The 26,707-nt window shown below is 55.2% G+C and carries 21 protein-coding genes; all 21 read left to right on the forward strand.

The genetic code is table 11. The annotated features are described in order from the left end of the window. Window positions 1–136: 136 nt before the first annotated feature. Window positions 137–1,237: a cell division protein ZipA gene (locus tag FFS57_RS12130; protein WP_171013882.1), complete on the forward strand. Its 1,101-nt coding sequence runs from the start codon at window positions 137–139 to the stop codon at window positions 1,235–1,237. After that, complete coding sequence (ligA, locus tag FFS57_RS12135) at window positions 1,234–3,312, forward strand: NAD-dependent DNA ligase LigA (RefSeq protein ID WP_137938061.1); 2,079 nt, start codon at window positions 1,234–1,236, stop codon at window positions 3,310–3,312. Before FFS57_RS12130 ends, ligA begins: the two co-directional genes overlap by 4 nt. Before the next feature lie 59 nt (window positions 3,313–3,371). Next, window positions 3,372–4,253 (forward strand): UTP--glucose-1-phosphate uridylyltransferase GalU, encoded by an 882-nt coding sequence (gene galU / locus FFS57_RS12140; RefSeq protein WP_137938062.1) that lies wholly within the window; start codon window positions 3,372–3,374, stop codon window positions 4,251–4,253. Window positions 4,254–4,438: 185 nt separating this feature from the next. Continuing rightward, on the forward strand, window positions 4,439–5,185 hold the full coding sequence (locus tag FFS57_RS12145; RefSeq protein ID WP_137938063.1) for an S-methyl-5'-thioinosine phosphorylase: 747 nt from the start codon (window positions 4,439–4,441) through the stop codon (window positions 5,183–5,185). Continuing rightward, window positions 5,175–5,717, forward strand: coding sequence for a peptide deformylase (gene def, locus FFS57_RS12150; RefSeq protein WP_137938064.1), 543 nt, complete (start codon window positions 5,175–5,177; stop codon window positions 5,715–5,717). Before FFS57_RS12145 ends, def begins: the two co-directional genes overlap by 11 nt. A gap of 59 nt (window positions 5,718–5,776) precedes the next feature. Then, window positions 5,777–6,187, forward strand: a complete 411-nt coding sequence (locus tag FFS57_RS12155) for a DUF5713 family protein (RefSeq protein ID WP_137938065.1) — start codon at window positions 5,777–5,779, stop codon at window positions 6,185–6,187. A 66-nt stretch (window positions 6,188–6,253) separates the two neighbouring features. Continuing rightward, window positions 6,254–7,249, forward strand: coding sequence for a UDP-N-acetylglucosamine 4,6-dehydratase (inverting) (gene pseB, locus FFS57_RS12160; RefSeq protein ID WP_137938066.1), 996 nt, complete (start codon window positions 6,254–6,256; stop codon window positions 7,247–7,249). Next, a complete protein-coding gene (pseC, locus tag FFS57_RS12165; RefSeq protein WP_137938067.1) occupies window positions 7,246–8,400 on the forward strand; it encodes a UDP-4-amino-4,6-dideoxy-N-acetyl-beta-L-altrosamine transaminase in 1,155 nt (384 codons plus the stop codon). The genes pseB and pseC overlap by 4 nt, the downstream gene beginning before the upstream one ends. A 4-nt stretch (window positions 8,401–8,404) precedes the next feature. Next, window positions 8,405–9,481 carry an N-acetylneuraminate synthase family protein gene (locus tag FFS57_RS12170; protein WP_137938068.1) on the forward strand — a complete coding sequence of 359 codons (1,077 nt, stop codon included), beginning with the start codon at window positions 8,405–8,407 and terminating at the stop codon, window positions 9,479–9,481. 3 nt (window positions 9,482–9,484) lie between these two features. Then, the gene (hisH, locus tag FFS57_RS12175; RefSeq protein WP_137938069.1) at window positions 9,485–10,144 is read left to right on the forward strand and encodes an imidazole glycerol phosphate synthase subunit HisH; all 660 of its coding nucleotides are present in this window, start codon (window positions 9,485–9,487) and stop codon (window positions 10,142–10,144) included. Beyond that, window positions 10,138–10,899: an imidazole glycerol phosphate synthase subunit HisF gene (gene hisF / locus FFS57_RS12180; RefSeq protein WP_137938070.1), complete on the forward strand. Its 762-nt coding sequence runs from the start codon at window positions 10,138–10,140 to the stop codon at window positions 10,897–10,899. Before hisH ends, hisF begins: the two co-directional genes overlap by 7 nt. Before the next feature lies 1 nt (window position 10,900). Continuing rightward, the gene (locus tag FFS57_RS12185; protein ID WP_137938071.1) at window positions 10,901–12,193 is read left to right on the forward strand and encodes an N-acetyl sugar amidotransferase; all 1,293 of its coding nucleotides are present in this window, start codon (window positions 10,901–10,903) and stop codon (window positions 12,191–12,193) included. A 77-nt stretch (window positions 12,194–12,270) separates the two neighbouring features. After that, window positions 12,271–13,125 (forward strand): hypothetical protein, encoded by an 855-nt coding sequence (locus FFS57_RS12190; RefSeq protein ID WP_137938072.1) that lies wholly within the window; start codon window positions 12,271–12,273, stop codon window positions 13,123–13,125. A gap of 60 nt (window positions 13,126–13,185) precedes the next feature. Continuing rightward, window positions 13,186–13,875: an acylneuraminate cytidylyltransferase family protein gene (locus tag FFS57_RS12195; protein WP_137938073.1), complete on the forward strand. Its 690-nt coding sequence runs from the start codon at window positions 13,186–13,188 to the stop codon at window positions 13,873–13,875. Between the two features lie 3 nt (window positions 13,876–13,878). After that, complete coding sequence (gene pseG / locus FFS57_RS12200) at window positions 13,879–15,357, forward strand: UDP-2,4-diacetamido-2,4,6-trideoxy-beta-L-altropyranose hydrolase (RefSeq protein ID WP_137938074.1); 1,479 nt, start codon at window positions 13,879–13,881, stop codon at window positions 15,355–15,357. Between the two features lies 1 nt (window position 15,358). Beyond that, window positions 15,359–16,417 carry a pseudaminic acid synthase gene (gene pseI, locus FFS57_RS12205; protein WP_137938075.1) on the forward strand — a complete coding sequence of 353 codons (1,059 nt, stop codon included), beginning with the start codon at window positions 15,359–15,361 and terminating at the stop codon, window positions 16,415–16,417. A 98-nt stretch (window positions 16,418–16,515) separates the two neighbouring features. Then, complete coding sequence (locus FFS57_RS12210) at window positions 16,516–17,787, forward strand: class I SAM-dependent methyltransferase (RefSeq protein ID WP_137938076.1); 1,272 nt, start codon at window positions 16,516–16,518, stop codon at window positions 17,785–17,787. Then, window positions 17,784–22,526, forward strand: a complete 4,743-nt coding sequence (locus FFS57_RS12215) for a glycosyltransferase (protein ID WP_137938077.1) — start codon at window positions 17,784–17,786, stop codon at window positions 22,524–22,526. Before FFS57_RS12210 ends, FFS57_RS12215 begins: the two co-directional genes overlap by 4 nt. Window positions 22,527–22,633: 107 nt before the next feature. Then, window positions 22,634–24,139, forward strand: coding sequence for a flagellin N-terminal helical domain-containing protein (locus tag FFS57_RS12220; protein ID WP_137938078.1), 1,506 nt, complete (start codon window positions 22,634–22,636; stop codon window positions 24,137–24,139). 73 nt (window positions 24,140–24,212) lie between these two features. After that, complete coding sequence (locus FFS57_RS12225; protein ID WP_137938079.1) at window positions 24,213–24,602, forward strand: flagellar protein FlaG; 390 nt, start codon at window positions 24,213–24,215, stop codon at window positions 24,600–24,602. 59 nt (window positions 24,603–24,661) lie between these two features. Beyond that, on the forward strand, window positions 24,662–26,692 hold the full coding sequence (fliD, locus tag FFS57_RS12230; RefSeq protein ID WP_137938080.1) for a flagellar filament capping protein FliD: 2,031 nt from the start codon (window positions 24,662–24,664) through the stop codon (window positions 26,690–26,692). Window positions 26,693–26,707 lie beyond the last annotated feature (15 nt).

Here is a 26,707-nt window from a genome sequence, read left to right on the forward strand (position 1 = left end):
AAGCCGATACTAAAGTAGTTGTCGCTTTTTGGCAGTATGTCGGAAAATGAGAGTCCATCCTGCTGTGTGGGCCGATTGGTTCGCGCTGTCGGATGGATGCCAAGTTAAACCCGTAGTCGAGTCATCCAAACCCCACATGAGCGATCTCAATCTAGCCCTGATCGTGGCCGCTGCAGGCATTATCGGCGGTGTCTGGGCATTGAACTGGTGGCAGGAGCGCAGCTTCCGCCGCAAAGCCGAACAAGCTTTTGAAAAACCGGCAGAAGATGTATTGCTGGAACGCAAACCCAAGACCGCTGCACGGGTCGAAGCTGATACGCAACGGCTGGAGCCCAGCCTGGTTGCAGCGGCCGCAGCCGATATGCCGGTTACTGTACCGTTGCCACAAACTGAAACAGACCTGCCGCCGCCAGTGGATGCCACACTGGACGGTGGTATTGATTTCATTGCCGAGCTGCATCTGACTGAACCAGTGGCAGCGCGTAAGTTGCAAGTGGCAATGGAGGACGCTGCCAGCATCGGCAAGCCAGTCCGCTGGAGCGGCCTGGAAGCCGATGGAGAGCATTGGGTGATGCTGAATCCCGGCTCAGTTGGTACCTTCAGTCTGCTACGTGCTGGCTTGCAGCTGGCTGACCGCAAGGGGCCGGTTAGTGATGCCCAGTTGCTGGAGTTCATCCGGATCATCCGTCTGACTGGTGAAGACATTGGTGCGGTCGTCGAGCTACCCCAGCGGACACCTTCGTTGACCGCCGCTGCTGATCTGGATGCTTTCTGTGCCGATGTGGATGTATTGATCGGCCTGAATATTGTCAGTCGTGATGGGACGCCGTTTTCCGCTACCAAGATTCGCGCCTTGTGCGAGTCAGCAGGCATGCAACTGGCGGATGATGGTTTGTTTCATTTCCGCAACGAACAAGGGCAGACCTTGTTTTCCCTGTGTAACCTGGGGCAGGAGTCATTCTCTTCAGCCACCATTCGCCAGATGAGGGTGAATGCTGTGACCTTGCTGTTCGATGTGCCGCGTGTGATTGGCGGCGTGCCGGTATTTGATCGGGTTGCCAAATTGGCTGGGCATCTGGCGGAATCGCTGGATGGTGAACTGGTGGACGACAATCGTCGTCCATTGAATGAACAGGGGCTGAGCGCCATCCGGCGCCAGCTGATTGAACTTTATCGACGTATGGAGCAGCGCGGCATCCAGCCGGGCGGCCCTACTGCACTCCGACTTTTCGCATGATTCCCTTTTCTGTTAATGAGCGCGCAGCTGAGCTGCGCGTTTTACTTGAGTATCACAATCATCGTTATTACGTGTTGGATGACCCGGAAATACCGGATGCCGAATACGACAAGTTGTTCCGTGAACTGCAGGGACTGGAAGCACAGTACCCACTGTTGTTGACCGCAGACTCGCCAACGCAGCGGGTGGGTGGTGCAGCGCTGGCTGCATTCAATTCCGTCACGCATCGCACGCCAATGCTGTCATTGAACAATGCGTTTGAGGCCGAGGATGTCGAGGCATTTGACCGACGTATTCGTGAAACAGTCGGTACTGATCTGGTTGATTATGAGGTCGGTCCCAAGTTTGACGGTCTGGCCATCAACCTGACTTACGAAAACGGGATGCTGACACAGGCAGCTACCCGTGGCGATGGCCTGACTGGTGAAGATGTCACCGTCAATATCCGAACCATCCGTAACATCCCGCTGAAGTTGGCGACGGATACGCCACCACAGCGGGTGGAGATCCGCGGCGAGGTGTTGATGTTGAAGGCGGATTTCGAACGTTTGAATCGGGAGCAGGAAGCGCGTGGCGAAAAACAGTTTGCCAACCCGCGTAACGCTGCGGCCGGCAGTTTGCGTCAGTTGGATTCAAAAATCACAGCCAGTCGTCGCTTGAGCTTTTTTGCCTATAATTTGGGCGAAATGCAGGGTGGGCCCAGTTTTGAGGCTCAATCGGCCATCATGGACTGGTTGCAGTCCTTGCATCTACCCGTGTGCGAACTGCGGCAAAAAGTAAGCGGCCCACAGGGTTTGTTGCAGTATTACAACACTATTGGCAGTCAGCGTAGCAATCTGCCATTTGATATCGACGGTGTCGTCTACAAGGTTGATTCCTTGTCTTATCAGCGCACCCTGGGCTTTGTCTCACGTGCTCCTCGGTTTGCGGTCGCCCACAAGTATCCGGCAGAAGAGGCGATGACAACGGTCGAAGCCATCGATGTGCAGGTGGGACGAACCGGTGCGTTGACGCCAGTGGCACGATTGAAGCCTGTCTTTGTCGGTGGCGTGACTGTGACCAATGCCACCTTACATAATGAAGATGAAATCCGCCGCAAGGATGTGCGGGTTGGTGACACGGTGGTGGTGCGCCGTGCGGGTGATGTAATCCCTGAAGTCGCGCGGGTCATCATTGAGCGTCGCCCTTATCGGGTGGTGGCTGGGAGCGATCTGTTCTCAGTCTCGCAGGAGCCGGTTCATCCCCCGTTTGAAATGCTCAAGGCCTGCCCGGTGTGTGGTTCGCATGTGATCAAGGAAGACGGTGAAGCGGTATCTCGTTGCAGTGGTGGACTGTTCTGTTCGGCACAGCGAAAGCAGGCATTGATTCATTTTGCTCAGCGTCGTGCCATGGATATTGAGGGCCTGGGTGACAAGCTGGTTGAGCAAGTGGTCGATGTGGGTCTGGTACGCACGCCTGCCGATTTGTACAAGCTGGGCTTGGTGAAATTGGCGGAACTGGACCGAATGGCAGAGAAGTCCGCCAGCAATTTATTGGCGGCGATTGATAAAAGTCGCTTCACGACACTGCCTCGTTTCATTTATGCTCTCGGCATTCGCAATGTCGGTGAGTCTACGGCCAAAGACCTTGCGAAACATTTTGGTCAGATCGACACGCTGATGTCGGCTACTTACAATCAATTGTTGCTGGTTCCCGATGTGGGGCCCGTGGTTGCCCAAAGTATCCTGGATTTCTTTGGCGAACCCCACAATGTGGAAGTGGTGGAGCAGTTGCGTGCTGCTGGCGTGACGTGGCCCGATATCGAACCGCGAACCATGGCGAATAGTCCGTTTGCCGGCAAGACCTTTGTATTGACAGGTACCTTGCCGACGCTGTCGCGGGATGGGGCCAAGGCAATGATTGAGGCGGTGGGTGGCAAGGCGGCCGGAAGTGTGTCGAAAAAAACTGATTACGTGGTGGCCGGCGCAGATGCCGGCAGCAAACTGGCGAAGGCGCAAGAGCTGGGCATCACAATCCTGGATGAAGCAGGGTTGCAAGCGCTGTTGCAGGTAGCCCAGGCGCCAGTGGCTGAATAGCCAATCGGACACCACCCAGCACGACCAATCCGATCGAATCGAAACGAAGGGGAATTTGAATGCAGAAGGTCAAGAAAGCAGTGTTCCCGGTTGCAGGAATGGGCACGCGCTTTTTACCTGCCACCAAGGCAAGTCCGAAGGAAATGATGCCGGTTGTTGACAAGCCGTTGATTCAATATGCGGTGGAGGAAGCCGTTGAGGCTGGTATCACCGAGATGATCTTCATCACCGGACGCAACAAGCGCTCCATCGAAGATCACTTCGACAAAGCCTACGAGCTGGAAAACGAGCTGGAGATGCGTAGCAAGCATCAAATGCTCGAAATCGTGCAAAGTATCATTCCGAAAAATGTGACCTGCATCTACATCCGTCAACCAGAAGCATTGGGGCTGGGGCACGCGGTGCTCTGCGCCCAGCCGGTGGTTGGGCATGAGCCGTTCGCCGTGATCCTGGCCGATGATCTGTGCGATGCCAAGAAGCCTGTCATGAAGCAGATGGTGGATGAGTTCGATCGTTGCCATTGTTCGATTCTGGGTGTGGAAAACGTCGAGCCGGAGCAGACTGGCTCGTATGGCATCGTGGCGGTTGATGAAGAAAAGCCGCATGTGCACAGGATTCGTTCCATTGTTGAGAAGCCGAAACCCGCTGAAGCACCGTCAACGTTGGCCGTAGTGGGTCGATACATCCTTACCCCACGCATTTTCGACATGCTGTTGAATGTGCAGCCTGGCGCGGGTGGCGAGATTCAGTTGACTGACGGAATTGCTGCATTGCTGAAATACGAAGCAGCTTTTGCATATGAATACGATGGCATTCGTTATGATTGCGGTTCGAAGATGGGTTATCTGCAAGCTACCATTCAGTACGGTTTGAAGCATCCCGAGGTTGGCGCAAAATTTGCCGAATACCTTAAACAGCATCACTGCGACTGGGTAGCGTAAGCGCTCAGTGCAATTGAAAAAGGCACACGTCACCGGCGTGTGCCTTTTTTGTTTCGCTTTACCCGTATTTACCCCGCCAAGCCGCGCCAGTGCTGGCGTTACCCGCAGAAACGGCCGATAATGAAAATATCCCGTCTCGCCATCTCTCAGTGCGAGGCGCCTAACATCCAGTCAGAGGAGATGCGATGCTTGCCATCATCGGCGGCACGGGCATGACCCAGCTTGCCAATCTTGAAATTACCCATCGACAGGTAATCCGTACCCCCTACGGTGAACCCTCTGGACCACTCACATTTGGTCGTATCAATCAACACAATGTGGTGTTTCTGGCTCGCCATGGTTATGGGCACACCATACCACCGCACGAAATCAATTACCGTGCCAACGTCTGGGCATTATCGACACAGAAAGTCAAACGCATCATTGCGGTTGCCTCGGTGGGGGGCATCAAACCTGAGTTGGGGCCCGGTGTGCTGGCCGTGCCCAATCAGCTGATCGATTACACTTACGGTCGTAAATTCACCTATTTTGAAGGAGGTGAGAAACCGGTTACACATGTGGACTTTACCGAACCCTATTCAGACCGTTTGCGCAAACGTCTGTTGAAAGCAGCCAAGGCTGCCAAGGTGCCGGTGCATGACGGTGGGGTGTATGCAGCCATGCAGGGGCCACGCCTGGAAACGGCTGCCGAGATCAATCGCCTAGAGCGTGATGGTGCCACCATGGTGGGCATGACCGGCATGCCGGAAGCCGCATTGGCGCGTGAATTGGGTATCGAGTACGCCGCACTGGCCGTGGTGGCCAACTATGCGGCTGGCCGTCAGCCGCAAGGCAAAGCCATCGACATGTCGGCGATTCATGATGTGCTGACGGCCTCCATGGAACAAGTAAGAGATATCTTGGAATACGTGGTGGATCACGATGCCGATTAAATCAGTACTGAAAATGGGCGATCCGTTGCTCTGGCAACAGGCCAAGCCGGTCGAGACATTTGATACGCCAGGGTTACATGGTCTGATTCGTGACCTGGAAGACACCATGTCGGCGATGAATGGTGCAGGTATCGCCGCCCCGCAGATTGGGGTCAGTCTGCAAGTGGTGATTTTTGGCAGTCACGAACCCCGGGACAATCCACGCTATCCGGATGCAGGTCATGTGCCCTATACCGTGCTGTGCAATCCTGAAATCGATCCATTGGGCGATGAGATGGAAGAGGACTGGGAAGGTTGTCTGTCAGTGCCGGGTTTACGGGGGCTGGTGCCCCGCTACAGCGCCATCCGCTATCGTGGGCAGGATCAATATGGCCAATCGATTGACCGTACGGTAACGGGTTTTCATGCCCGTGTGGTGCAACATGAATGCGACCATCTGTGGGGTGTGCTATACCCGATGCGGGTACAGGACATGAAACAGTTCGGATTTACCGACGTATTGTTCCCGGAAATGCAAGGTGAGGAAGACTAGTGTAATGCCCTGCGTTGCATTGATCACCGATCACGGTGATGTTGAAAAGGAAAGTCAGAATGCCCGTGCAGTTGATCACACAGTGGTGGCGTGAACAGAAAGAGAAAGAACGGTGTGCCTTGGCGGCGGGTGAGATTTCGGCCGATGAATGCCATATGGATGAGCTGTTTCCTGATGCCTTCATTGAGCAGACCGAACAGTTGCTCAGGGCCTTCATTGCGGAAATCGATCAATGTGCCACAACGGACACCGGCTTTCCAAGGGTGATGAAAGGCATCGAAGTCCTGGTGTTGGCACTCAACGAAGTCAACGATCAGTTTGATGGCAGCGTCATCGAGACCGGTGAGCGCGAAGCGTTATGTGACTTCATTGATCAGGTCATCGTAAACAGAGGTATCGACATCGAGGCGTTGGCGGCGTCACAACAATGCAGTCGTTATGAACTGACTGATAGCTGGCGCGATTGGTAGGCTGTTTGCCACAAGGCACATCGAGGCTGGCCCTGCTGTGGAAGTGCACATAATAAGGAGGTGGCCATGTTCGACAACAAATCGATCTTGATCACGGGCGGAACCGGTTCGTTCGGGCGCAAATTCATCCGAACCTTATTGGCCCGACACCAGCCGCGCCGCGTGGTCGTGTTCTCGCGAGATGAGCTGAAGCAGTACGAGATGCAGGCTGAATTCAACCAGCCCTGCATGCGCTTCTTTCTTGGCGATGTTCGTGATGGGGAGCGATTGCGGCAAGCTATGCGGGGTATCGATTATGTTGTGCATGCCGCCGCCCTCAAACAAGTACCTGCGGCCGAATACAACCCTACCGAATGTATACGTACCAACGTCTGGGGGGCGGAAAACCTGATCAATGCTGCGATTGAAAGCGGCGTGGAAAAGGTGATTGCACTGTCCACCGACAAAGCTGCCAGCCCAATCAATCTATATGGCGCAACCAAGCTGTTGTCCGACAAACTGTTTGTGGCCGCCAACAATATTGCTGGTGGCCACGTCACCCGCTTTGCCGTCGTGCGCTATGGCAATGTGGTGGGTTCCCGTGGTTCAGTTGTGCCTTTGTTCCGCAAATTGGTGCAGGACAATGCGCCAGATCTGCCGATCACCGATGTGCGTATGACCCGCTTCTGGATTACGCTGCAGCAAGGCGTGGATTTTGTGCTGAAGAATTTTGCTCGTATGCATGGTGGCGAGCTGTTTGTACCGAAGATTCCATCGATTCGCATTGTTGATCTGGCCCAGGCCATGGCGCCGGGCAAGTCACATCGTGTCATTGGCATCCGCCCAGGCGAAAAGCTGCACGAAATGATGGTGCCGCGTGATGCAGCCTTTCAAACCGTGGAATTCGACGATCATTACGTCATCAAACCCGCTATTCTGTTTACTCAATCGGTGGATTTCCATCGCAACAATTTGACGGAGGTCGGACAGGCGGTGGCCGATGATTTCGAGTACAGCTCAGAAACGAATCCATGGTTTCTGACCGTGGATGAGCTGATCGAGTTGGATCGGGCGGAAGCATGATCCCTTATGGTCGACAAAGCATTTCCGAAGCCGATATCGAGGCAGTTGTCGCCACGTTACGGTCGGATTGGTTGACACAAGGCCCTGCGATCGCTCGTTTCGAATCGACTGTTGCGGCGTATTGTAGTGTGCGTTATGCCGTGGCCGTTTCCAATGCGACTGCGGCGTTGCATCTGGCTTGCCTGGCATTGGGTCTGGGGCCAGGTAAGCGCTTGTGGACATCGCCCAATACCTTTGTCGCATCGGCGAATTGTGGCCGCTACTGTGGTGCCGATATTGATTTTGTTGATATCGATCCGGTCAGCTACAACCTCAGCACCACGGCCTTACAGGCCAAATTGACGCAGGCCGAGGCCGCTGGCACATTGCCAAATGTGCTGGTGCCCGTTCATTTCGCTGGCCAATCCTGTGATATGCAAGCCATTGCTGCCTTGGCCAAACGCCATGGTATCGCCATCATTGAAGATGCTTCACACGCCATTGGTGGTCGATATCAGGGTAAACCTGTCGGCTGTTGCGAATTCTCCGACTGTGCCGTGTTCAGCTTCCATCCGGTCAAGATTGTCACCAGCGGCGAAGGAGGGATGATCCTGACCAATCGGGAGGATCTGTATCGACAGTTGCTCCGATTACGCAGCCATGGCATCACCCGCGAACTGGATGAAATGCATGGCGAGCCGGATGGTGCCTGGTATTACCAACAAATCGAGCTGGGCTTCAATTACCGGATGACGGATCTGCAAGCGGCATTGGGTGCTAGCCAGATGACGCGGATTGATGAATTTGTCGCCCAACGCCGTGAATGGGTTACTGCCTATCGGGCTGCATTGGCCGATCTGCTGTTGCAGTTACCAGATGCATCAGTAGATGGCGAATCTGCATGGCATCTGTTTGTGGTGCAAGTACTGGCCACCAGAGGCCGCAAGGTAGTGTTTGATGCATTGCGACAGGCCGGGATTGGTGTCAACGTGCATTACATTCCGGTGCATCTACAACCCTATTACCGGCAGTTGGGTTTCAAGGCTGGTGATTTCCCGGTGGCAGAGGCCTATTACCAACGGGCGATTTCACTACCGATGTTTCCTACGCTCGACCGTCAAGATTTCCGACATGTGGTCGATAACCTGACTGAAGCACTGAAGGAAGGTTGACACAATGGCTGTTCATTTTGGCAAGCGTAAGGTTGGCGATGGCGAACCTTGTTTTATTACCTACGAAGCCGGCCCCACCCATGACGGCCTAGTATCTGCAAAACGATTGGTCAAGCTGGCCAGCGAGGCCGGTGCCGACGCGGTGAAGTTCCAGATTCTGGATCCAGACCGATTGGTGGCAGACAAAAAACTGTTGTTCAGCTACGAAGTGTTGGTTGACAAGGCCACGGGCAGGCTTGAAACCGTGGAGGAACCCTTATATGACATCCTTTGCCGTCGTTCGATGGGCCATGTCGAATGGCGGGAACTGAAAGCCTATTGCGATGAGCTTGGCTTGGCATTTTTCGCCACGGTTGGGTTTGACGACGAAATCGCCTTGTTGGAAAGCCTACATTGCGATTCGATCAAGATCGCCTCTGCCGATGTCAATCATTTCCCCCTGATCCGCAAAGCGGCTCGTACTGGCATGTGTATTCAGCTGGATACTGGCAATGCCTCGCTAGGTGAGGTTGAACAGGCGGTGGATGTGATTCGCAGTGAAGGCAATGAGAACATCATCATCCACCAATGCCCCAGTGGCTATCCGGCACGGTTGGAAAGCATCAATCTCAATATCATCAAAACCCTGAAGCAGATGTTTCCCTATCCGGTGGCGTTTTCCGACCATACTCCGGGCTGGGAGATGGATGTGGCTGCGTTGGCGGTTGGCGCCAACCTGTTGGAAAAAACCATTACCGAAGACCGCTGCACCCGCAGTGTGGAGCATGTGTTTTCGCTGGAACCGCAAGATATGCGCCAATTCATCCAGACCATTCGCGATGTGGAAACGGCGTTTGGCGGTAATCGGCGCATCTTGCATGCAGAGGAGCTAGCCAAACGCAAACGCATCCGCCGCAGCGTGCACCTGAATCAACCAGTACAGGCCGGGCAGAAGCTGGCTGATGTGGCGGTCGAATTCCGTCGCCCCGGTTTTGGAATTACGCCAGATCAGTACGAAGGCCTATTACAGTGCACTTTCAATCAGGCATTGCCAGTAGGCACTTTGCTGGCACCGGAACACCTTCGTAGTAGTGAGGGTTGAGCAATGAGTTTGCGAATTGGGATCGCCGATTATGGCATCGGCAACATGCGCTCCGTCTGCAATGCCATACTGGCCGCAGGTGGGCAGGCCGATATCGTGACCGATCCAAATGCCTTGCGTCGTTACGATAAGTTGATCCTGCCCGGTGTTGGCGCGTTTGGCGATGCGGCACGCCAGTTGCAGGATAGCGGCATGGCGGCTGCGTTGACGGAGCTGCAGCGAGCAGGCAAGGACATCATGGGTATCTGCCTGGGCATGCAATTGATGTGTATCGATTCCAGTGAAGATGGTTTGCATCAAGGGTTAGGGTGGTTTGATGCCCATGTACGGCGCTTCCCTGATCAGCTGGGCCAGAAGGTGCCACATATCGGCTGGAATGATCTGAGCTTCCCACGCAACCATCCGGTACTGCTTGACCTGACAGCCCATCCCGATGTGTACTTTGTGCACAGTTACCGTGTGGAAGCGACCGATGCCACTGATGTGCTGGCCTGGTGTGACTATGGTGAACCGTTTGCGGCGATGATTGCGCGCGATAATCTGATCGGCATCCAGTTTCATCCGGAAAAGAGCCAACGCATCGGCTTGGCCATCCTCAAGAACTTCATCATCACCCAGACGGCGGTCAGCGTGCCGCGGGAAGCCGAGGCGCTTGCATGCTGAAAAAGCGCCTGATTGCTGTATTGATTCTGCGTGATGGGCAAGTGGTGCAAAGTGTGCGATTCAAACACACCAATGTCATTCATTATGATGCAGTCCATGCTGTTGAGTGCTTCAACAAATGGGCTGTCGATGAATTGGTGATGCTGAATGTCTCGCCTGATGCAGCATCGGCCAAGGGATTTGCTGAGGTGGTGCGAAATATCTCCGGCCAGTGTTTCGTGCCTTTGTCTGCCGGTGGCTGGATCACCGATGCCAGCTATGCAGAAGAACTGCTACGTAGTGGGGCTGACAAGCTGGTCCTCAATACAGCCTTTCATACCCAACCCGAGCTCACCCAGTCGCTGTCTGCCCGTTACGGCAGGCAGTGCATTGTGGCGTCGATGGATGTCAAACAGCACGAATCCGGCCAGGCGACGGTCATGGTCAATCGTGGCCGGGACGATACCGCTATCAGCCCGGTGGAGTGGGCCAAACAGGTTGTGGCATTGGGGGCAGGTGAGATTTTCTTCAATTCCATCGATCACGATGGTGCCCGCAAAGGTTACAACCTACCGATACTGACGGAGGTGTGCCATGCGGTGGATGTGCCGGTGATTGCGTTTGGTGGTGTGTTCACTTGGCAGCACCTGGTCGATGGACTGAATGCTGGCGCGCAGGCCGCTGCTGCGGCCAATATCTTCCACTACACTGAGCATAGCACCCGCAAGGCCAAGCGGTATCTGGTCGAGGCGGGCATTCCAGTCAGGAGCGAATAATATGCGGTACTGCGCCCGTTGTCTTTACCCGGAAAATGCCAAGCCCACCATCATTTTCGACGACGAGGGCGTATGCAGTGGCTGCCGTTACCATGAAAGCCGCAGCCGGCTGGAAGTGGATTGGGCGTCGCGTCTGGGCATGTTGGAGCAAATCCTCGACGAAGCCCGGCGCATGGCCAAGGCCCGTGGCAACTGCCACGATTGCATCATCCCCGTGTCAGGTGGTAAGGATTCGCACTACCAAGTGTGGTTGCTGAAGAAAAAATATGGCATGAACCCGCTGCTGGTCACGTTCAACCATGTCTACAACTCGCCGGCGGGGTTGCGCAACCTGTCCAATCTGGTCGAAAAGTCCGGGTGCGATCTGATCCGCTACACAGCCGGAGTGGATTCGGTACGGCGCCTGTCCCGCTTCATGCTGCAGACCGTGGGTGACTTGACTTGGCACTACCACGGCGGTATCCGTACCTTCCCGTTTCAGGTGGCGGTCAAATACAATATTCCATTGATTGTGTGGGGCGAGCATGGCTTCGCCGAACTGACCGGCATCGTGTCACTGGAGGATTTTGTCGAATTCACCCGCTGGACGCGCAAAGAGCATGACATGCGTGGCTATGAACCGCATGACCTGATCGGCAAGGGCGGCATTACCTTGGGTGACGTGGCACCTTATATCTATCCCAGTGACGAAGAAATCGAAAAGACCGAAGTGCGAGGCATCTATTTGTCCAATTTTGTGGACTGGAATGCCAAGGAGCATGCCGAGCTGATGATCCGCGAATGGGACTTTGCACCGGTAGCATACGAACGGGATCGCAGCTTCAATCTGCATGCCAAGATCGAAGACCACGCCAATGATGTGCATGACTATCTGAAATACCTGAAATTCGGTTACGGTCGGTCCACGGATGACGCCAGCATGGAAATCCGCCACGGTCGGATGACGCGCGAAGAGGGCATCGCACAGGTTGCCTATTATGATCATCGGGAACCCAGAACCCTGGAAACCTATTGCGACTTCTTGGGCATCAGCAAAACCGAGTTCTATGCCTTGGTCGATAACCAGCGTGATCCGCGTATCTGGGCACGTGATGCAAGCGGCGCCTGGGCGCCGTTGGATTCGGTATGTCGCCATACCATTGGCGAAGTGGAGGAGAAGCAGCGGGTCAAGCAGGTGGTGGATCGAACCATGTCGGACGCAAACCGGCATCTGTACTACAACCTGGCGAATCCACCCCAACCAACCGGTAATCCTGTGCTGGATGTGCAGAGTTTGAAATTTAATGTGATGTGATCAACGTAGCTGATCATGTCGTAGCCTGAGTTGATCAAGGTTAAGATGCCGGCAGGTGTAGTCAAAAAGGTGTAGTAATGCGTTTCTTGGCACAGGCTGTGGCCTGCTTATTGTTAGGTGGCGATATTGCGTTGGCAGGTAATTGCGGAAAAACGGACTTATGTATCAATCAACTGACTTTCAAAGTGCCAGACGGCATTGTTTTCGAAGAGTCGGAAACACGAGATCAAGACCGGATGTGGCGTATCACCGACACGGGCAGAGAATCAATCCAGATACTTGGCCAAAAACAGCATCATCTGTTGTTGATGAAGCTACCAAAAGGTATGTGCCAGCAACTGGCGAATGAGCAGCCACCTTTTCTCTCAATTGCAGACAGATTGATGACGGGGCTGGGGCCACGGTTGATGTTATCAAAGGCTTTTCCTGATGGGCGGATAACCTTGCCCGGCAATGGCAAAGTTGTAGATAGATGGGTGGAGAGTTCCTGGGCTTACGGGCGCGAGATTTTTGCGGTGCATGTAGAAGGTATGGGTGAAGCACGCTGGGCTTATCGCATCGAGAAAAAACAGACCATCGAGACGCCAAGTCAGAATGCGCCTGGAACTGCTATCGAAGAAGAGCCCTGCGCAAAACCGAAAATATCATCGGAAGAGGCAACCGCCCGCATGCAGCGTGGTGAAGCTGTTTTAACCTGCCAGATCATCTGGTACACAATCGAGACCCGTGATGACCGCGCAGCCGCACGCGCCAAGCTGACACCAGTTGGGCAGGTCTGGACGGGTGAGTTCAATACTCAGTATGCCAAGCCATTGCCGGATGGATTCTCGCTTGCAGGTTGGCACAATGAAAAACATGTTCAATTTGCTACATTGGGCGATGCGCGTGCACAGCCTCCGCGGCCGTTAAAGCAGTTGGCGCCTTGTGACTAGCCAGCGGTGGCTGGCAGATTTTCTTGTACATTGACATCGTTCGTGTTGACGGTACCTGCCATGACCACATTGACGCTTATCCCCGCCAAGGGTGGCTCCACCCGGCTTCCACACAAGAACATCCTGCCGCTGGGTGGCAAGCCATTGCTGGCTTGGGCGGCAGATGCAGCTCGGCAATCCGGTGTTTGCGGTCGTATTATTGTGTCAACTGAGGATGAGGCAGTGACCAGCGTTGCACAACAGTATGGCATTGAAGTCCCTTTCATCCGCCCAGCAGAATTGGGCCGCGACCCAGCAGGTGTGGTGCAGGTCGCACTGCATGCCATTCAGGCCCTGCGTGAGCAAGGGGATGAATACACCCGCTTGATCATTCTGCTGCCAACCAGCCCCTTCCGCACGGCAGACGATATTCGTCAAGCCTGCGCGCTGTTTGAACAACAGCAGGCGCAATTCCTGATGAGCGTCTCGCCATTCGACCATACCCCTTTTGCAGCGATGAAGCTGGAGGACGGCGCCGTTTCACCTTGGTTTCCTGATTATTTTGGTCGTAAATCACAGGAGATGCCGGCTGCGTATCGACCCAATGGCGCAATACATGTGTTGGATGTGGCGGCATTCGAGGTGGCCCGCAGCTACTTTGGCCAACCTTTGTATGCTTATCAGATGCCTTGGCCCCGTTCATTGGATATCGATACCCCAGCTGATCTGGCGATGGCAGAGGCGGTGTTGGCGGCTGGACTGGTGAGGTAGCGCATGCGGATTGCCTTTCGTTGCGATGCGTCGATCCAGCTGGGTACCGGCCATGTGATGCGCTGTCTGACACTGGCGGATGCGTTGGCAGCCCAAGGCGGGCATTGCTTGTTCATTTGTGCAGATGGGCCGGGTGAAATGACCGCAACGATTGTTGCGCGAGGACATGAGGCAGTCTGTTTACCTGCTGGCATGGGTGCTGACAAAGATGCCGCAGCGACCTTGGCGGCACTGGGTGGCATGGTGATCAATTGGCTGGTGGTGGACCATTATCCGCTTGATCAGGACTGGCACCGTGCCCTGCGAGTCGTGGCTGAGCGTATCCTGGTGATTGACGATCTGGCCAATCGCACACTGGACGCCGATATGGTGCTTGACCAGAATCTTTCCGTTCATGCCGACACACGATATGTCGATCTGGTGGGCGCACAGTGCCGACAATTGATTGGCCCGCACTATGCTTTGTTGGGGCCGGATTTCGGTCGACTAAGGCAAATGCAGCGACAACCTGCCTCGCCAGTGCGCGTGCTGGTGAGCTTTGGTGGCAGTGATCCGGCCGGTTTGACCTTACCGGTTTTGCAAGCCTTGCTGGCAGCAGAATTGGGTGATGTCCGCTTCGATGTGGTGATTGGCAGTCAATGTTCGGCGAAGCAGTCCATTGAAGCGCTGGGTAGAACAGATCAACGGGTGACTTGCCATGTCGCGACGCCCCACATGGCTGCGCTGATGGCCGGCGCCAGTGTCTTTGTGGGTGCCGGCGGGGCGACCTCCTGGGAGCGGTGTTGCATGGGGGTACCCTCAGTCATTGCTGCGGTGGCTGACAATCAGCAGGCGGGTTGTGAAGCGTTAGCGGCCATAGGTGCCCAGCTGTACCTAGGCCGTTGTGAGTCGGTACCAATACAGGCCTGGGTTGCTGCCACTACTTTGTTGTTACAGTCGCACACGGTTGCTCAGACCTTGTCACAAGTGGCGGCAACGGTGGTGGATGGCCAAGGAACTCAGCGAGTTGTGCGTGCGATGTTGCAAGCTGATCCAGGCCGATTGTGCCAACTGCGCTCTGCTACGCTGGATGATGCAGCCAACCTGCATGCCTGGCGGAATCATCCGGATGTGCGCCGTTTTGCCGGCGATGATCGCGACATCCCGTTGATACAACACATGGCCTGGCTCAACCGGCTGTTCGCCGATCCCCAGCGGGTCTTGTTGATCGCAGAGGATGAGGCCGGGCCTGTTGGTGTACTACGTTACGACAGGGAAGATGAAATAGCCATCGTCTCTATTTACTTGGTCCCTGGCCGGATTGGGCAAGGTCTTGGTGCAGGATTGCTGACCGCGGGTGAGCACTGGTTATGTACGCACTGGCCGACGGTGCGTCAAATCAAGGCCGTGGTACGTGCCGACAATCCCCGCTCGGCCCGCTTGTTTGCCGCAGCGGGTTATCAACCTGTCACCCATCATTTACTGAAACAGATCGGAGCCTGACATGTCGAGCCAACCGTTTCTAATCGGCCCGCGCGAAATCGGGCCGCATTGCCCGCCGTTCGTGATTGCCGAAATGTCAGGTAATCACAATCAATCATTGGATCGCGCGTTGGCGATTGTCGATGCCGCGGCTCAGGCTGGCGCCCATGCACTCAAGCTGCAGACTTACACCGCCGATACCATGACCATCGATTGCGATGCGCCCGGTTTTCGCATCGACGACCCGAACAGCCTGTGGGCTGGCCGCACACTGCACTCGTTGTATCACGAAGCCCACACGCCATGGGACTGGCATCAGCCGATCATGGAACGTTGTGCAGCGCAGGGCATGCTCTGTTTCAGTACGCCATTTGATGATACTGCAGTGGACTTTCTGGAATCGCTGGCAGTGCCCTGTTACAAGATTGCCTCGTTCGAAAACACCGATCTGCCGCTGATCTGTAAGGTAGCCAGTACCGGCAAGCCGATGATCATCTCCACCGGCATGGCCAGCGTGGCAGAACTGGATGAGACTGTACGGACGGCCCGTCAGGCGGGTTGCCGGCAATTGGTCCTACTGAAATGCACCAGCACCTATCCTGCTACACCGGCGAACTCCAATGTTCGTACTATTCCACATCTGCGGGAATTGTTTGGGTGTGAGGTGGGCCTGTCCGACCATACCATGGGGGTAGGTGCATCGGTCGCGGCAGTGGCTTTGGGTGCAACGGTAATCGAAAAGCACTTTACCCTGAGACGGGCCGACGGTGGGGTGGATTCGGCTTTTTCACTGGAGCCGGATGAAATGCATTCCCTGGTGGTGGAAACGGAAAGAGCCTGGCAATCGCTGGGGCAGGTGCGTTATGGCGCAGGCGAGGCTGAGCAGAAATCGCTGGCTTTCCGGCGTTCGTTGTATGTGGTGACTGATGTGGTAGCCGGGATGGTATTGACGCACGCGCATGTACGGGCGATTCGTCCTGGCTTTGGTTTGCCGCCGAAGCATCTTGACCAGGTCATCGGGCGTATCGCCAAAACCGCCATCCGGCGCGGTACGCCGTTGTCGTGGGACTTGCTGGGCTAAAAATCGGCGACTACACTGCTATCAGCACCAGCGGTAACAATAAAAAATCCCTATGACGAGCCCCCAGCTCGTCTTCATTTCACAATAATGGAACCGTTATGGCGAATGTGGACCGGCTGATCAACTGGAAGACCGATGCCTGGAAAGATCCGCAGATGGTGGCGTGGTATTCACGCCGTATGGTGGAGAACAGCGGTACCAATCGCCTCAATAATGCGTTGGAAACCAGTCTGATTGCACAATATTGCCTGGGAGAGACGGTACTGGATGTTGGCATTGGCACCGGCCGTGCCTCGCTGCCGTTGGTACGGGAAGGCAAACAGGTCACGGGTGTAGATAGTTCGCAGGCGATGCTGGATGAAACCCGTCGCTTGGCTGACGGATTGCCGATTACGCTGATTCCTGGCGATGTGCTGGATCTGCCGGTTGCGAACCAGAGCTATGACACGTTGTGCGCCTTGAATGTGTTGACACATTTCCCTCACTGGCGCGAAGTGTTGCCGCATTGGGCCAGTAAAGTGAAACCCGGCGGACGGCTGGTGTTCGATGTCTATTCGTTGGATCACCTGCGTGTTGCGACTGGTAAAGCCTTGACTGAAGCGGACATGTTGCCCAGGGAAGGGGACGATTCGTCCATCTCCCGTTTCAATTTGCGGATCGCCGTGGAAGATCTGGTGACGGCGGCAGATCAAATGGGTCTGACCATTGTTGCCGTGGTGCCCTACCGAGGTTTTTTCGGCTCCACCGATACCAATCAGCTGCTGGCACCTTGGTTGGAGGGACAGCAACGCTGGGAGCGATTGTTGTCATGGTTGGCAACCGATCAGCGCATGTTGGATTGTGCCTTGTTCCTGGAAAAACATTTCATTGCACCGTTGACCAGTCAGGTCTCGGGTAAATTGATGCTGGTTCTAGATCATCGACCAGACCCATCTGCCAATGCCCGTTGGCTGGCCCGGAATACCGAAATGAATGCAATATTGGCAAGCGAGCGTCTGTCGTTACCGATGTTGACACCTTATCTACCTGCTTCTGCCGAGCAGATTTGTGATCAATTGGCGCAGCATTTGTTGCCCTTGCGCAATCAGATGTTGCTGTACCGTATTGTCAAACCCATGTTGGCCAACGCCCAGCGCTTCGACCTGGCCAGCCTGTTGCCTGACCCAGTATTCGGCAGGTTTGTCGATTGGTTCCGACGAGAGTTGCTGGATCAGATGGCCAGTCGTGTCGCCGGCCATTGGTCAACTTGTCTTCCTGCCGAGCAGGCCACTCATTATGAAGGTGTGGATGTGGCAGTTGCGACCCAATATGCATTGACCGAACGTTTGTTGACCGAACATCTCGGTCGCTTCAGCGGGGTACGCACATGAAGCAGCAGGCGCTGGTCTATTTCTTGTGGGAAAAGAATATCGATGTATTGCGCCATCACCTGGCGCGCTTTCCCGAGTGCGTGATTCTGGTCTACGGTCCCTATACCGGGGCCCTATCACCTGCCATACAGGAGCTGGCTGGCAGCCGCCTGGTCGACATCGGCCAGTTGCTGACCCAGGCCGATTTACCCGAGCTTCAGCAGGCGCTGGCCCTGTACGAACAGCATGTGGATACCCTGGGTCAGACCGATGCCTGGTTGGGGTTGTGCGAAACCTTATCACTGGCGCCACTTGACGTTGCTGAATCGGTCATCGAATCGGCCCGGGGGCATGGCGCATTGGGCATTCAGTTGCTAGCCGCTTTGAGCAAGGCCCGCCGTCTTTACGATATCCGGCTGTTACTGTTGAATGAAGATGTGACGGCCGCTGGCCGGTTGACTACAGGTTGGGGCCGAGCCCATGGCGTACCCAGCCTATTGGTGCAGCACGGGGTACAGCTATCCACTGCTTATACAGTCCATGGCGATTTGTTTGCCGATGCTGCCGCAGTGTTTGGTGGTCGTGGCACTGAAGCTTACCTGGACGTAGGGGTAGCGCCTGAACGATTGTTCATTACCGGCAATCCTGCGTGGGATCGTTATCCAGACTGGATTGCCCAGCGTGAGACATTGCGTGCCGATTTATGCGCACGACACAGCCGTGACGCTGCCCAGCCCATTATTTTGTTCGGTACCACGTGGGCGGCCAACCTGACTGCGTTGGGGGACGAACAGATCTATGGCGATACCTTGCGTGATTTCATGCGGGCTTTGCCGCCATTGTTGGCAGCCGGTTTATCGCCGCAGTTCGTGATCAAGGATCGTGCCGCCAACGCGCACTTTGGTACTGAACGTTACCAGCAGATTGCGGTCGAGGAGGGCATCGATCCAGCTTTGTTTACCTATGCCACTGCTGACACCGAAGCCTGGGTGGTCGCCAGCGATGTGGTGATCTCAGTCGATTCCAATCTCAGCATTGAAGCGATGATGGCAGGTACGCCAACCATCAACTTGATGAATGAAACCGGCATGCTGTTAGGCCCCAGCTTTGATGCCGATGCCGGTGTGCTGGAAGTGGAAGCGGATGAGTTGGCAGGTACGCTGGCCAACTTATTGACTGATGGCGGTTTCCGTTTCACCTTGCGTCAGCAAATGGCTGCCCGGTTACCCCATTACAACCATCGCAGCGAACAGACTGCCGCTGAGCGGGTATCAGAGCTGGTGGCGCGCCTGGGGCAATTCCATGCGACCGAACAGCACTACGTATGGCAGCAATACCTGGAAGTGGAAGATATTGATGCCACCGGTTACCACGAGGGTGCACGGGGTGATCTGGTGGCCATGTTCACCAATACACCACGCCTGGTGCTCGATATCGGTTGTGCTGCGGGCGGTACCGGCCGGGTGCTGAAGCAGCTGTATCCGGATGCGCAGGTGTGGGGTATCGAAACCAACCGGGCGGCGGCGGAGGTGGCAGCCACCCGGCTGGACAGGGTGCTGGTCGGCAAGTTCGAGGAATTCGACCTGGAGCGCGAAGGCATCACAAAGGGCAGCCTGGATGGCGTGATTGTGGCTGACGTGCTGGAACATATGTACAACCCGTGGAAGGTGATGGAGACCCTGCGGCCATACCTGTCACCACGGGCTCAGGTCATCGCCAGTATCCCCAATGTCCGTAATCTGGCGTTGATGAACGACCTGGCCAATGGCCATTGGAAGTATGAAGCGTTGGGTTTGCTGGACATTACCCACATCCGCTTCTTTACCTATAAGGAAGTGGAACGTTTCTTCCGTGAGACCGGATACCGGGTGGTGCGCACCACCTATGGCATCGATACCCGCCTGAAGGATGTCTTCGAGCAGCATCGGGATCATTGTCCGACCAACCTCGACACGGGCAAGATGTTGTTGCGTGATGTGAGCCAGGAAGAACTGTATGAATTGTGCAGCCTGCAATTCTATGTGGTGGCCGTGCCATCGGAAGCGGCCGATGCCGATCCGGTAGCGTTGGATGCCGGACAGGTGCCGGCCTTACGCCATCAACAACTGTTGAAACAGCATACGTTATCCGTGGCGGAGGCCGAACAGTTCGAACTGCGCATGGCGCAATGGCGGGATCATCCATTGTTCCATGTGGCGGTGATTTTGACAGCCGAATCCGGTCCGCAACTGGGGCAAACCATTCAGTCGCTGGCGCAACAGGGCTATTACCGGGTAAGGATATCCATTCTCTCCGGCAGTGCAGCCCCTGCCGATTTCGTCGGCAATGAGCGCATTGAATGGTGCCAAGCGGAAGGCAGTGTCTTTGACGCGCTCAACCATTTGTTTGCACATACCGACGCGGATTGGTTGCTGGTATTGAATGCCGGCGATCAGGTGGCGCCTCACAGCTTGCTGTTTGTTGCTGAACAGGCGTATCGGCACCCGGCCTGGCGCTTGATCTATAGCGATGAAGACACCATTGGGCAGGATGGCAAGCCAGCGTTGCCTTATTTCAAACCGGATTTCAGTCCGGACTACCTGCGTGGTTATCCTTATATCGGTGCATTGGCGTGGTTGTCCAAACCAGCTTTCAATCGCATGCTGGGTTTCCAGGCTGCATTGGCAGGTGCTGAATGGTATGACCTGCAATTGCGTCTGTTGGCAGCCTTCGGACCAGATGCATTTGGACATGTGGCCGATATTCTGATCCATCGCTGGCCAAATCAACGTTTCGATGACCTCCCTACATTGCAGATCGTCAACGCCAATGCAACCGCGCTGCAAAGTCATCTGGCAGCAACCAATACTCCAGCGACGTTGGCGTTGGGCGCCGTGCCGGGTAGCTATCGATTGCGTTACCAGCTGAGCGATCACCCGCTGGTATCGATCATCATTCCAACCCTCGATAATCTGGCTTTCCTGCGTCGTTGCCTGGAAACAGTGCTGGAGCAGACCGATTATCCACGTTATGAATTGCTGATCATTGATACTGGTAGTCAGGATTCGGAAACCCTTACTTATCTGCAAGGGTTGGAGGCATTGGGTTCGGAAAGTGTTCGCGTCTATACCTTGTCGGGCCCATTCAACTTCTCGCATGTGATGAACCTGGCAGCGGCCGAAGCCCATGGTGAATACCTGCTGTTGCTGAACAATGATGTTGCCCCTTTATCGACCGATTGGCTGACCGAATTGATGGGTTACGCGGTCAGGCCCGATGTGGGTGTGGTAGGGCCGAGACTGCTCAAGCCGGATGGCACGGTGCAACAGGCTGGTTTGACATTGGGCCTGCTTGGCGCGGCCGATACTGCATTTTTCGGTATTCCGCATGATTCCAACCTGGGTTTCGGTCGTGCACAACTGGTGCAGAATGTTTCGGCCGTTTCAGGCTCTTGTCTGCTGATTCGCAAAGCAGTATTCGAGCAGGTGGGGGGCATGAATGAAGCCATCGCGATTGCCTATAACGATGTCGATTTATGCTTGCGAGTGCGCGAGCTAGGGTTACTGGTGGTGTATACGCCCTATGCGACACTACTGCATGAAGGTGGCGCTACCCTGAAGAATCCGGACCTGGCTGGTAATATTGGCACCAGGCTGGAAGCAGACCGGCGTGAACTGCATCTTCGCTGGCTGCCGCAACTGGCTCGTGATCCTTATTACAACACCAATTTGTCGCTGAACGAATATGGTGGCCAGATCGAAACCCGAGCCGGGCTGACCTGGAGCCCGCTGTCCTGGAAGCCGTTACCCCGCATTCTGGCGCACCCTGCCGATAATCAGGGCTGCGGCCACTATCGCATCATCCAGCCTTTGAGCCGCGCAGTCGATCATGGTTTGATTGAAGCGACCCATTCCTTCTCGTATTACACTCCGGTGGAGATGGAGCGCTTCGAAATCGATACCTGGTTGCTGCAACGTCAGTTGCAGCCACACCAAACTGAGATCATCCGTCAATACAAGGCATTGCATAAATGCCTGCTGGTGTTCGAGCTGGATGATCTGACCACCAATCTGCCAATGAAAAGTCTGCACCGCGAACATATCCCCAAAGACATCCGCAAGTGGCTACGTGAGGCGGTAGGGCTGTGTGATCGTTTCGTGGTGTCAACTGAACCACTGGCTGAGGCTTATCGCGATCTGAGCGCCGATATCCGGGTGGTCAAGAATGCCATCGACACGCGTCAGTGGGGTCATTTTTCACCTAAACGGCGTGTGACTGTCAAACCGCGTGTGGGTTGGGCCGGTGGGGTAAGTCATACCGGTGATCTGGAGCTGTTCGCCGGTGTGGTGGCGGCACTTGCCAATGAGGTGGACTGGGTCTTCATGGGCATGTGCCCCGACAAGCTGCGGCCGCATGTCAAGGAATTCCATCCTGGTGTGCCGATTGATCGTTACCCCACGGCATTGGCTGCGCTGAATCTGGACTTGGCGCTTGCACCACTTGAACTCAATCATTTCAACGAATGCAAAAGCAATCTTCGGTTACTGGAATACGGCATCCTGGGCTATCCTGTGATTGCAACCGATATTCTGCCGTATCAGGGCAACTTTCCGATTACGCTGGTAAAGAACCGTGACCGCGACTGGATTCATGCGATTCGTGAGCAGCTGACTGATCTGGATGCATTGGCAGCTCAGGGCGACAGGTTGCGCACCTACGTGTTGGAACATTGGACCATCGAAAAACATCTGGAAAACTGGATGTCTGCCTGGTTCAAATAATTTTTGGGGTTTTGGCTAAAGTAGTGTTAGCGAATGCCGATATTCGATTCAGAGACGTGAGCAACGTCTTATTGAACGAACTAGGCTGCACCTGAAAGGAGCACAACATGCAGGTCATCAACACGAACATTGCTTCACTGAATTCGCAGCGCAATCTATCGCGCTCGCAAGACAGTCTGGCAACCTCCCTGCAGCGCCTGTCGTCCGGTCTGCGCATTAACAGCGCAAAAGACGATGCTGCAGGTCTCGCAATTTCCGAACGTTTTACAGCCCAGATTCGTGGCCTTGACCAGGCTCGCCGCAACGCCAACGACGGTGTGTCGATTGCGCAGACCGGTGAAGGTGCGCTGGAACAAATGGGTAACATCCTGCAGCGTGTTCGCGAGCTGGCTGTTCAATCCGCCAATGCGTCGAACTCCGCCGGTGACCGTCAAGCACTGAACTCTGAAGTCACCCAACTGGTTTCGGAACTGGACCGTTTCGCGACGACCACTGAATTCAACGGACAAAAACTGTTCGATGGTTCATTCGGTTCGGCAATCTATCAGGTCGGCGCCAACGCCAACCAGACAATTACCGCGACCACGGCAAACTTCCGTACTGATCAATATGGTACTTACCAATTGGGTAACGCCACCACTGCCAACGCCGGTGCGTCCGGCACGACCAACGCAGTACAAACCGGGGCGGCGATCACCACCTCGGGTAATCTGGTGATCAACGGTTCCGATGGTTCTGCAACGGTCGCGTTGGCTGTTGATGATAGCGCCAAGACCATCGCCAGCAAGATCAACTCGCAAACCCAGACAGGGGTGCGGGCAACGGCTAAAACCGAAGCTACCTTCACTTTCGGTGCGACCGGTTCTTACTCGGTGTCGGTGTTCGGCAGCAACAGTACAGCGCAGACCATCAGCTTCAGTTTGACCTCGACCAATACCGCCGGTGGATTGTCGCAAGCAGTGCAGGCCTTCAACGACCAATCGTCGAAGACTGGTATCACAGCTCGCCTCAACAACACCAACGACGGTATCGTTCTGACGGCAGACGATGGCAGCAACGTCACCTTGGGGGCAGCAGGTACGACCTCACTGGGTGCGGGTTCGGGTACCATCCAGTTGTCGGGTGCAGCGGCTACGACTATCCTGACATCAGGTACATCGGGTGCCTTGACGGTAGCAGGTCAAGTGACACTGGATTCGTCGAAGTCCTACTCGATCAGCACCAGCGGTTCAGCCATCAACTCAGGTGTGATCGGTGCAAACTCGATTGCAGCCAGTACCACTTCGGTGTCGGCTCTGCAGAAAGTATCGAACCTGGACATCTCGACGGTGGTCAACGCCACCAACGCACTGCGCATCGTCGACAGCGCACTGGGTATCGTCAACGACCAACGAGCCAAGTTTGGTGCCTTGCAGAACCGCTTTGCGGCAACCATCTCGAATCTGCAGACTACGTCGGAAAACCTGTCGTCAGCCCGCAGCCGAATTCGCGATGCAGACTTCGCGACAGAAACCGCGAACCTGAGCCGTACACAGATTCTGCAACAAGCAGGTACCGCAATGCTGGCCCAGGCGAACCAACTACCACAACAAGTACTCCAACTGTTGCGGTAAGTCGATAGCGCTTAACATCGTCGTGCCCGGCCGGCTTGTCCGGTCGGGCTTTGTGCCGTAAAGGAGTGATAAGATGACCGTTCCTTCCGTCAGCCTACCGACTCAGGTCGGTTCGGCACAGCTGGATACGTACGCCGGCGGTGTTCGAAAGCAGGACAATGCAGCACAAACCAGCGTCAGCCAGGCCGTCAATCGTGCCAACGAACAGGCTGTGGCCGAGCAGACCAGGCGGCCCACGTCGGTCGAAGAGCTGAAAAAAGCCGCCGATAAGCTGAACAAAGTGGTCAATGTGTATGCAAGCGAGCTGAAGTTTACCGTGGACGAAGACACGGGTTTTGATGTCGTACGCGTGATCGATACCCAGTCGAAAGAGGTGATCCGTCAGATCCCCTCTGAAGAGATGCTGAAGATCGCTGAAAGTATCGAACACTTGCAAGGCTTGCTGGTACGCCAGAAGGCATGATCGTCTGCCGGCCGATCGCCGGCGACGACCCAGCATGACCGTCACTCAAGGAGATTGCCATGGCCATCGCATCCCCCGGCGTCGGCTCCGGGCTTGATATCGGCAGCATCATCTCGCAGCTGATGAAAATTGAGCAACAACCGCTTACCGCTCTCGCTAGCAAGGAAATCGGCATTCAGGCCAAACTGTCGGCCTTCGGCACCGTCAAGGGTGCGTTGTCATCCTTGCAAAGTGCGATTCGTGGCTTGGCTGATGCCGGCAAGTTCCAGGCCAGCAAGTCGGCAACCTCCTCCAGCAGTGAAACTCTTACCGCAACGGCTGCAGCCGGAGCGGCGCTGGGTAGCTACAATATCGAGGTCAGCAAGTTGGCGCAGGCGCAACGTTTGACCACTACCGGTCAGACTGCCAAAAACACCGTAATTGGTAACGGTACCTTGAGCTTCACGTTCGGCACCATTTCAGGTGGTACTTATGATGCCGACACGGGTAAGTATACCGGGGCCAGCTTTACCAGTAGCGGCAGCGCAGCCAAGACCGTTACCATTGATGCCACCAACAACAGTCTCGAAGGTATTCGTGATGCCATCAATAAGGCAGGTATCGGCGTCACGGCATCCATTGTCAATGATGGTAGCGGTACACCTTATCGTCTGACCTTGTCATCGAATAATCCGGGTGTCAGCAACAGTATCAAGATCGGTGTGACAGGTGATGCTGCGTTGCAAAACCTGTTGGCGCATGATCCGGCCGTCGATGCCGGACAGGCATTGCAGCAGACTGTCACTGCTCAGAATAGTGAGCTTAAGGTAGATGGCATTGCCATCAGCAAGCCCAGCACTACCATTACCGATGCGATTGAAGGCGTGACCCTCAATCTGTTGAAGACCAACGTCGGTACGCCGACCAAGATCACGGTTGCAACCAGCGGCAGCTCCCTCACGACTGCAGTGACTGCTTTCGTCAAAGCCTACAATGACATGAACAAGTTGCTGGATGAGATCACCGCCTATGATGCCAGTGGTGCCAAAGCCGGTGGTACGGTAGGTAAATCAGGTCCGTTGCAGGGAGATACCACAATCCGTAGTATGCAATATCGCTTGCGGCAACTGTTTGGTACAGAGATGGTTGGGGTTGATGCCTCGGTCAACTCGCTGGGCAAGGTGGGGATCGCGTTCCAGAAGGACGGGACATTGAAAGTGGATTCGGCCAAGCTGCAGTCCGCGATTGACAATAAGTTCAATGATGTGACTGCCCTGTTCGCTGCCACGGGCAACGCGACAGATAGTCTGGTCAAGTATCAGGGTTCCACCGCGTCCACCCAGGCGGGTACCTATACTATTAATGTCACCAGTTTGGCGACTCAGGGAAAATTGGTCGGAGGGGCGGTGACCAGTGGTTTGACCGTGACTGCCGGTGTGAATGACTCGTTGGCGGTGACCTTGGATGGCAAAGCTGCCACGGTGACGCTGACTGCCGGTACCTATACCAGTGTTGCCGAGCTGGCAGCCGAGGTTCAGTCCAAGGTCAACGGCAATACTGCTTTCTCAGGTAGCAAGGTGGCAATCACCGGAACTGGGGATGCGACCAGCTTTACGTTGACAGCTACATCCGATCTGTATGGAGCCAATTCAGCTTTTACGGTAAGTGGTACGGCAGCAGCCTTTTTTGGTGGTACGCCAACTGCGACCACCGGTGCCGATGTGGTGGGCACCATTGGTGGTGCGGCAGCCACGGGTAGTGGCCAGAAATTGACTTCTACGGCTGGCCCGGCAATTGGTTTGGCGGTCAATATTACCGGTGGCGCCGAGAATAGCGATCGCGGTACCATTAGCTTCTCGCGCGGTTTCGCCGCCCAGATGGATAAGTTGTTGGATGAATTCCTCGGCAGTAAAGGGGCGATTGCATCCCGTACCGAAGGCCTGAATGCATCGGTCAAGGATATCGACAAGCAGCGGGCCGCGATCAGCCGTCGCCTGGAAGATACCGAACAACGCTATCGCAAGCAGTTCACCGCACTGGATGTGATGCTGGCGAATATCAACAAGACCAGTCAATATCTGACCCAGCAGTTGGCAATGCTGAACCGTTAACCCACGCACGGCGAC

The sequence above is a fragment of the Chitinivorax sp. B genome, assembly GCF_005503445.1.
Taxonomy (GTDB): domain Bacteria; phylum Pseudomonadota; class Gammaproteobacteria; order Burkholderiales; family SCOH01; genus Chitinivorax.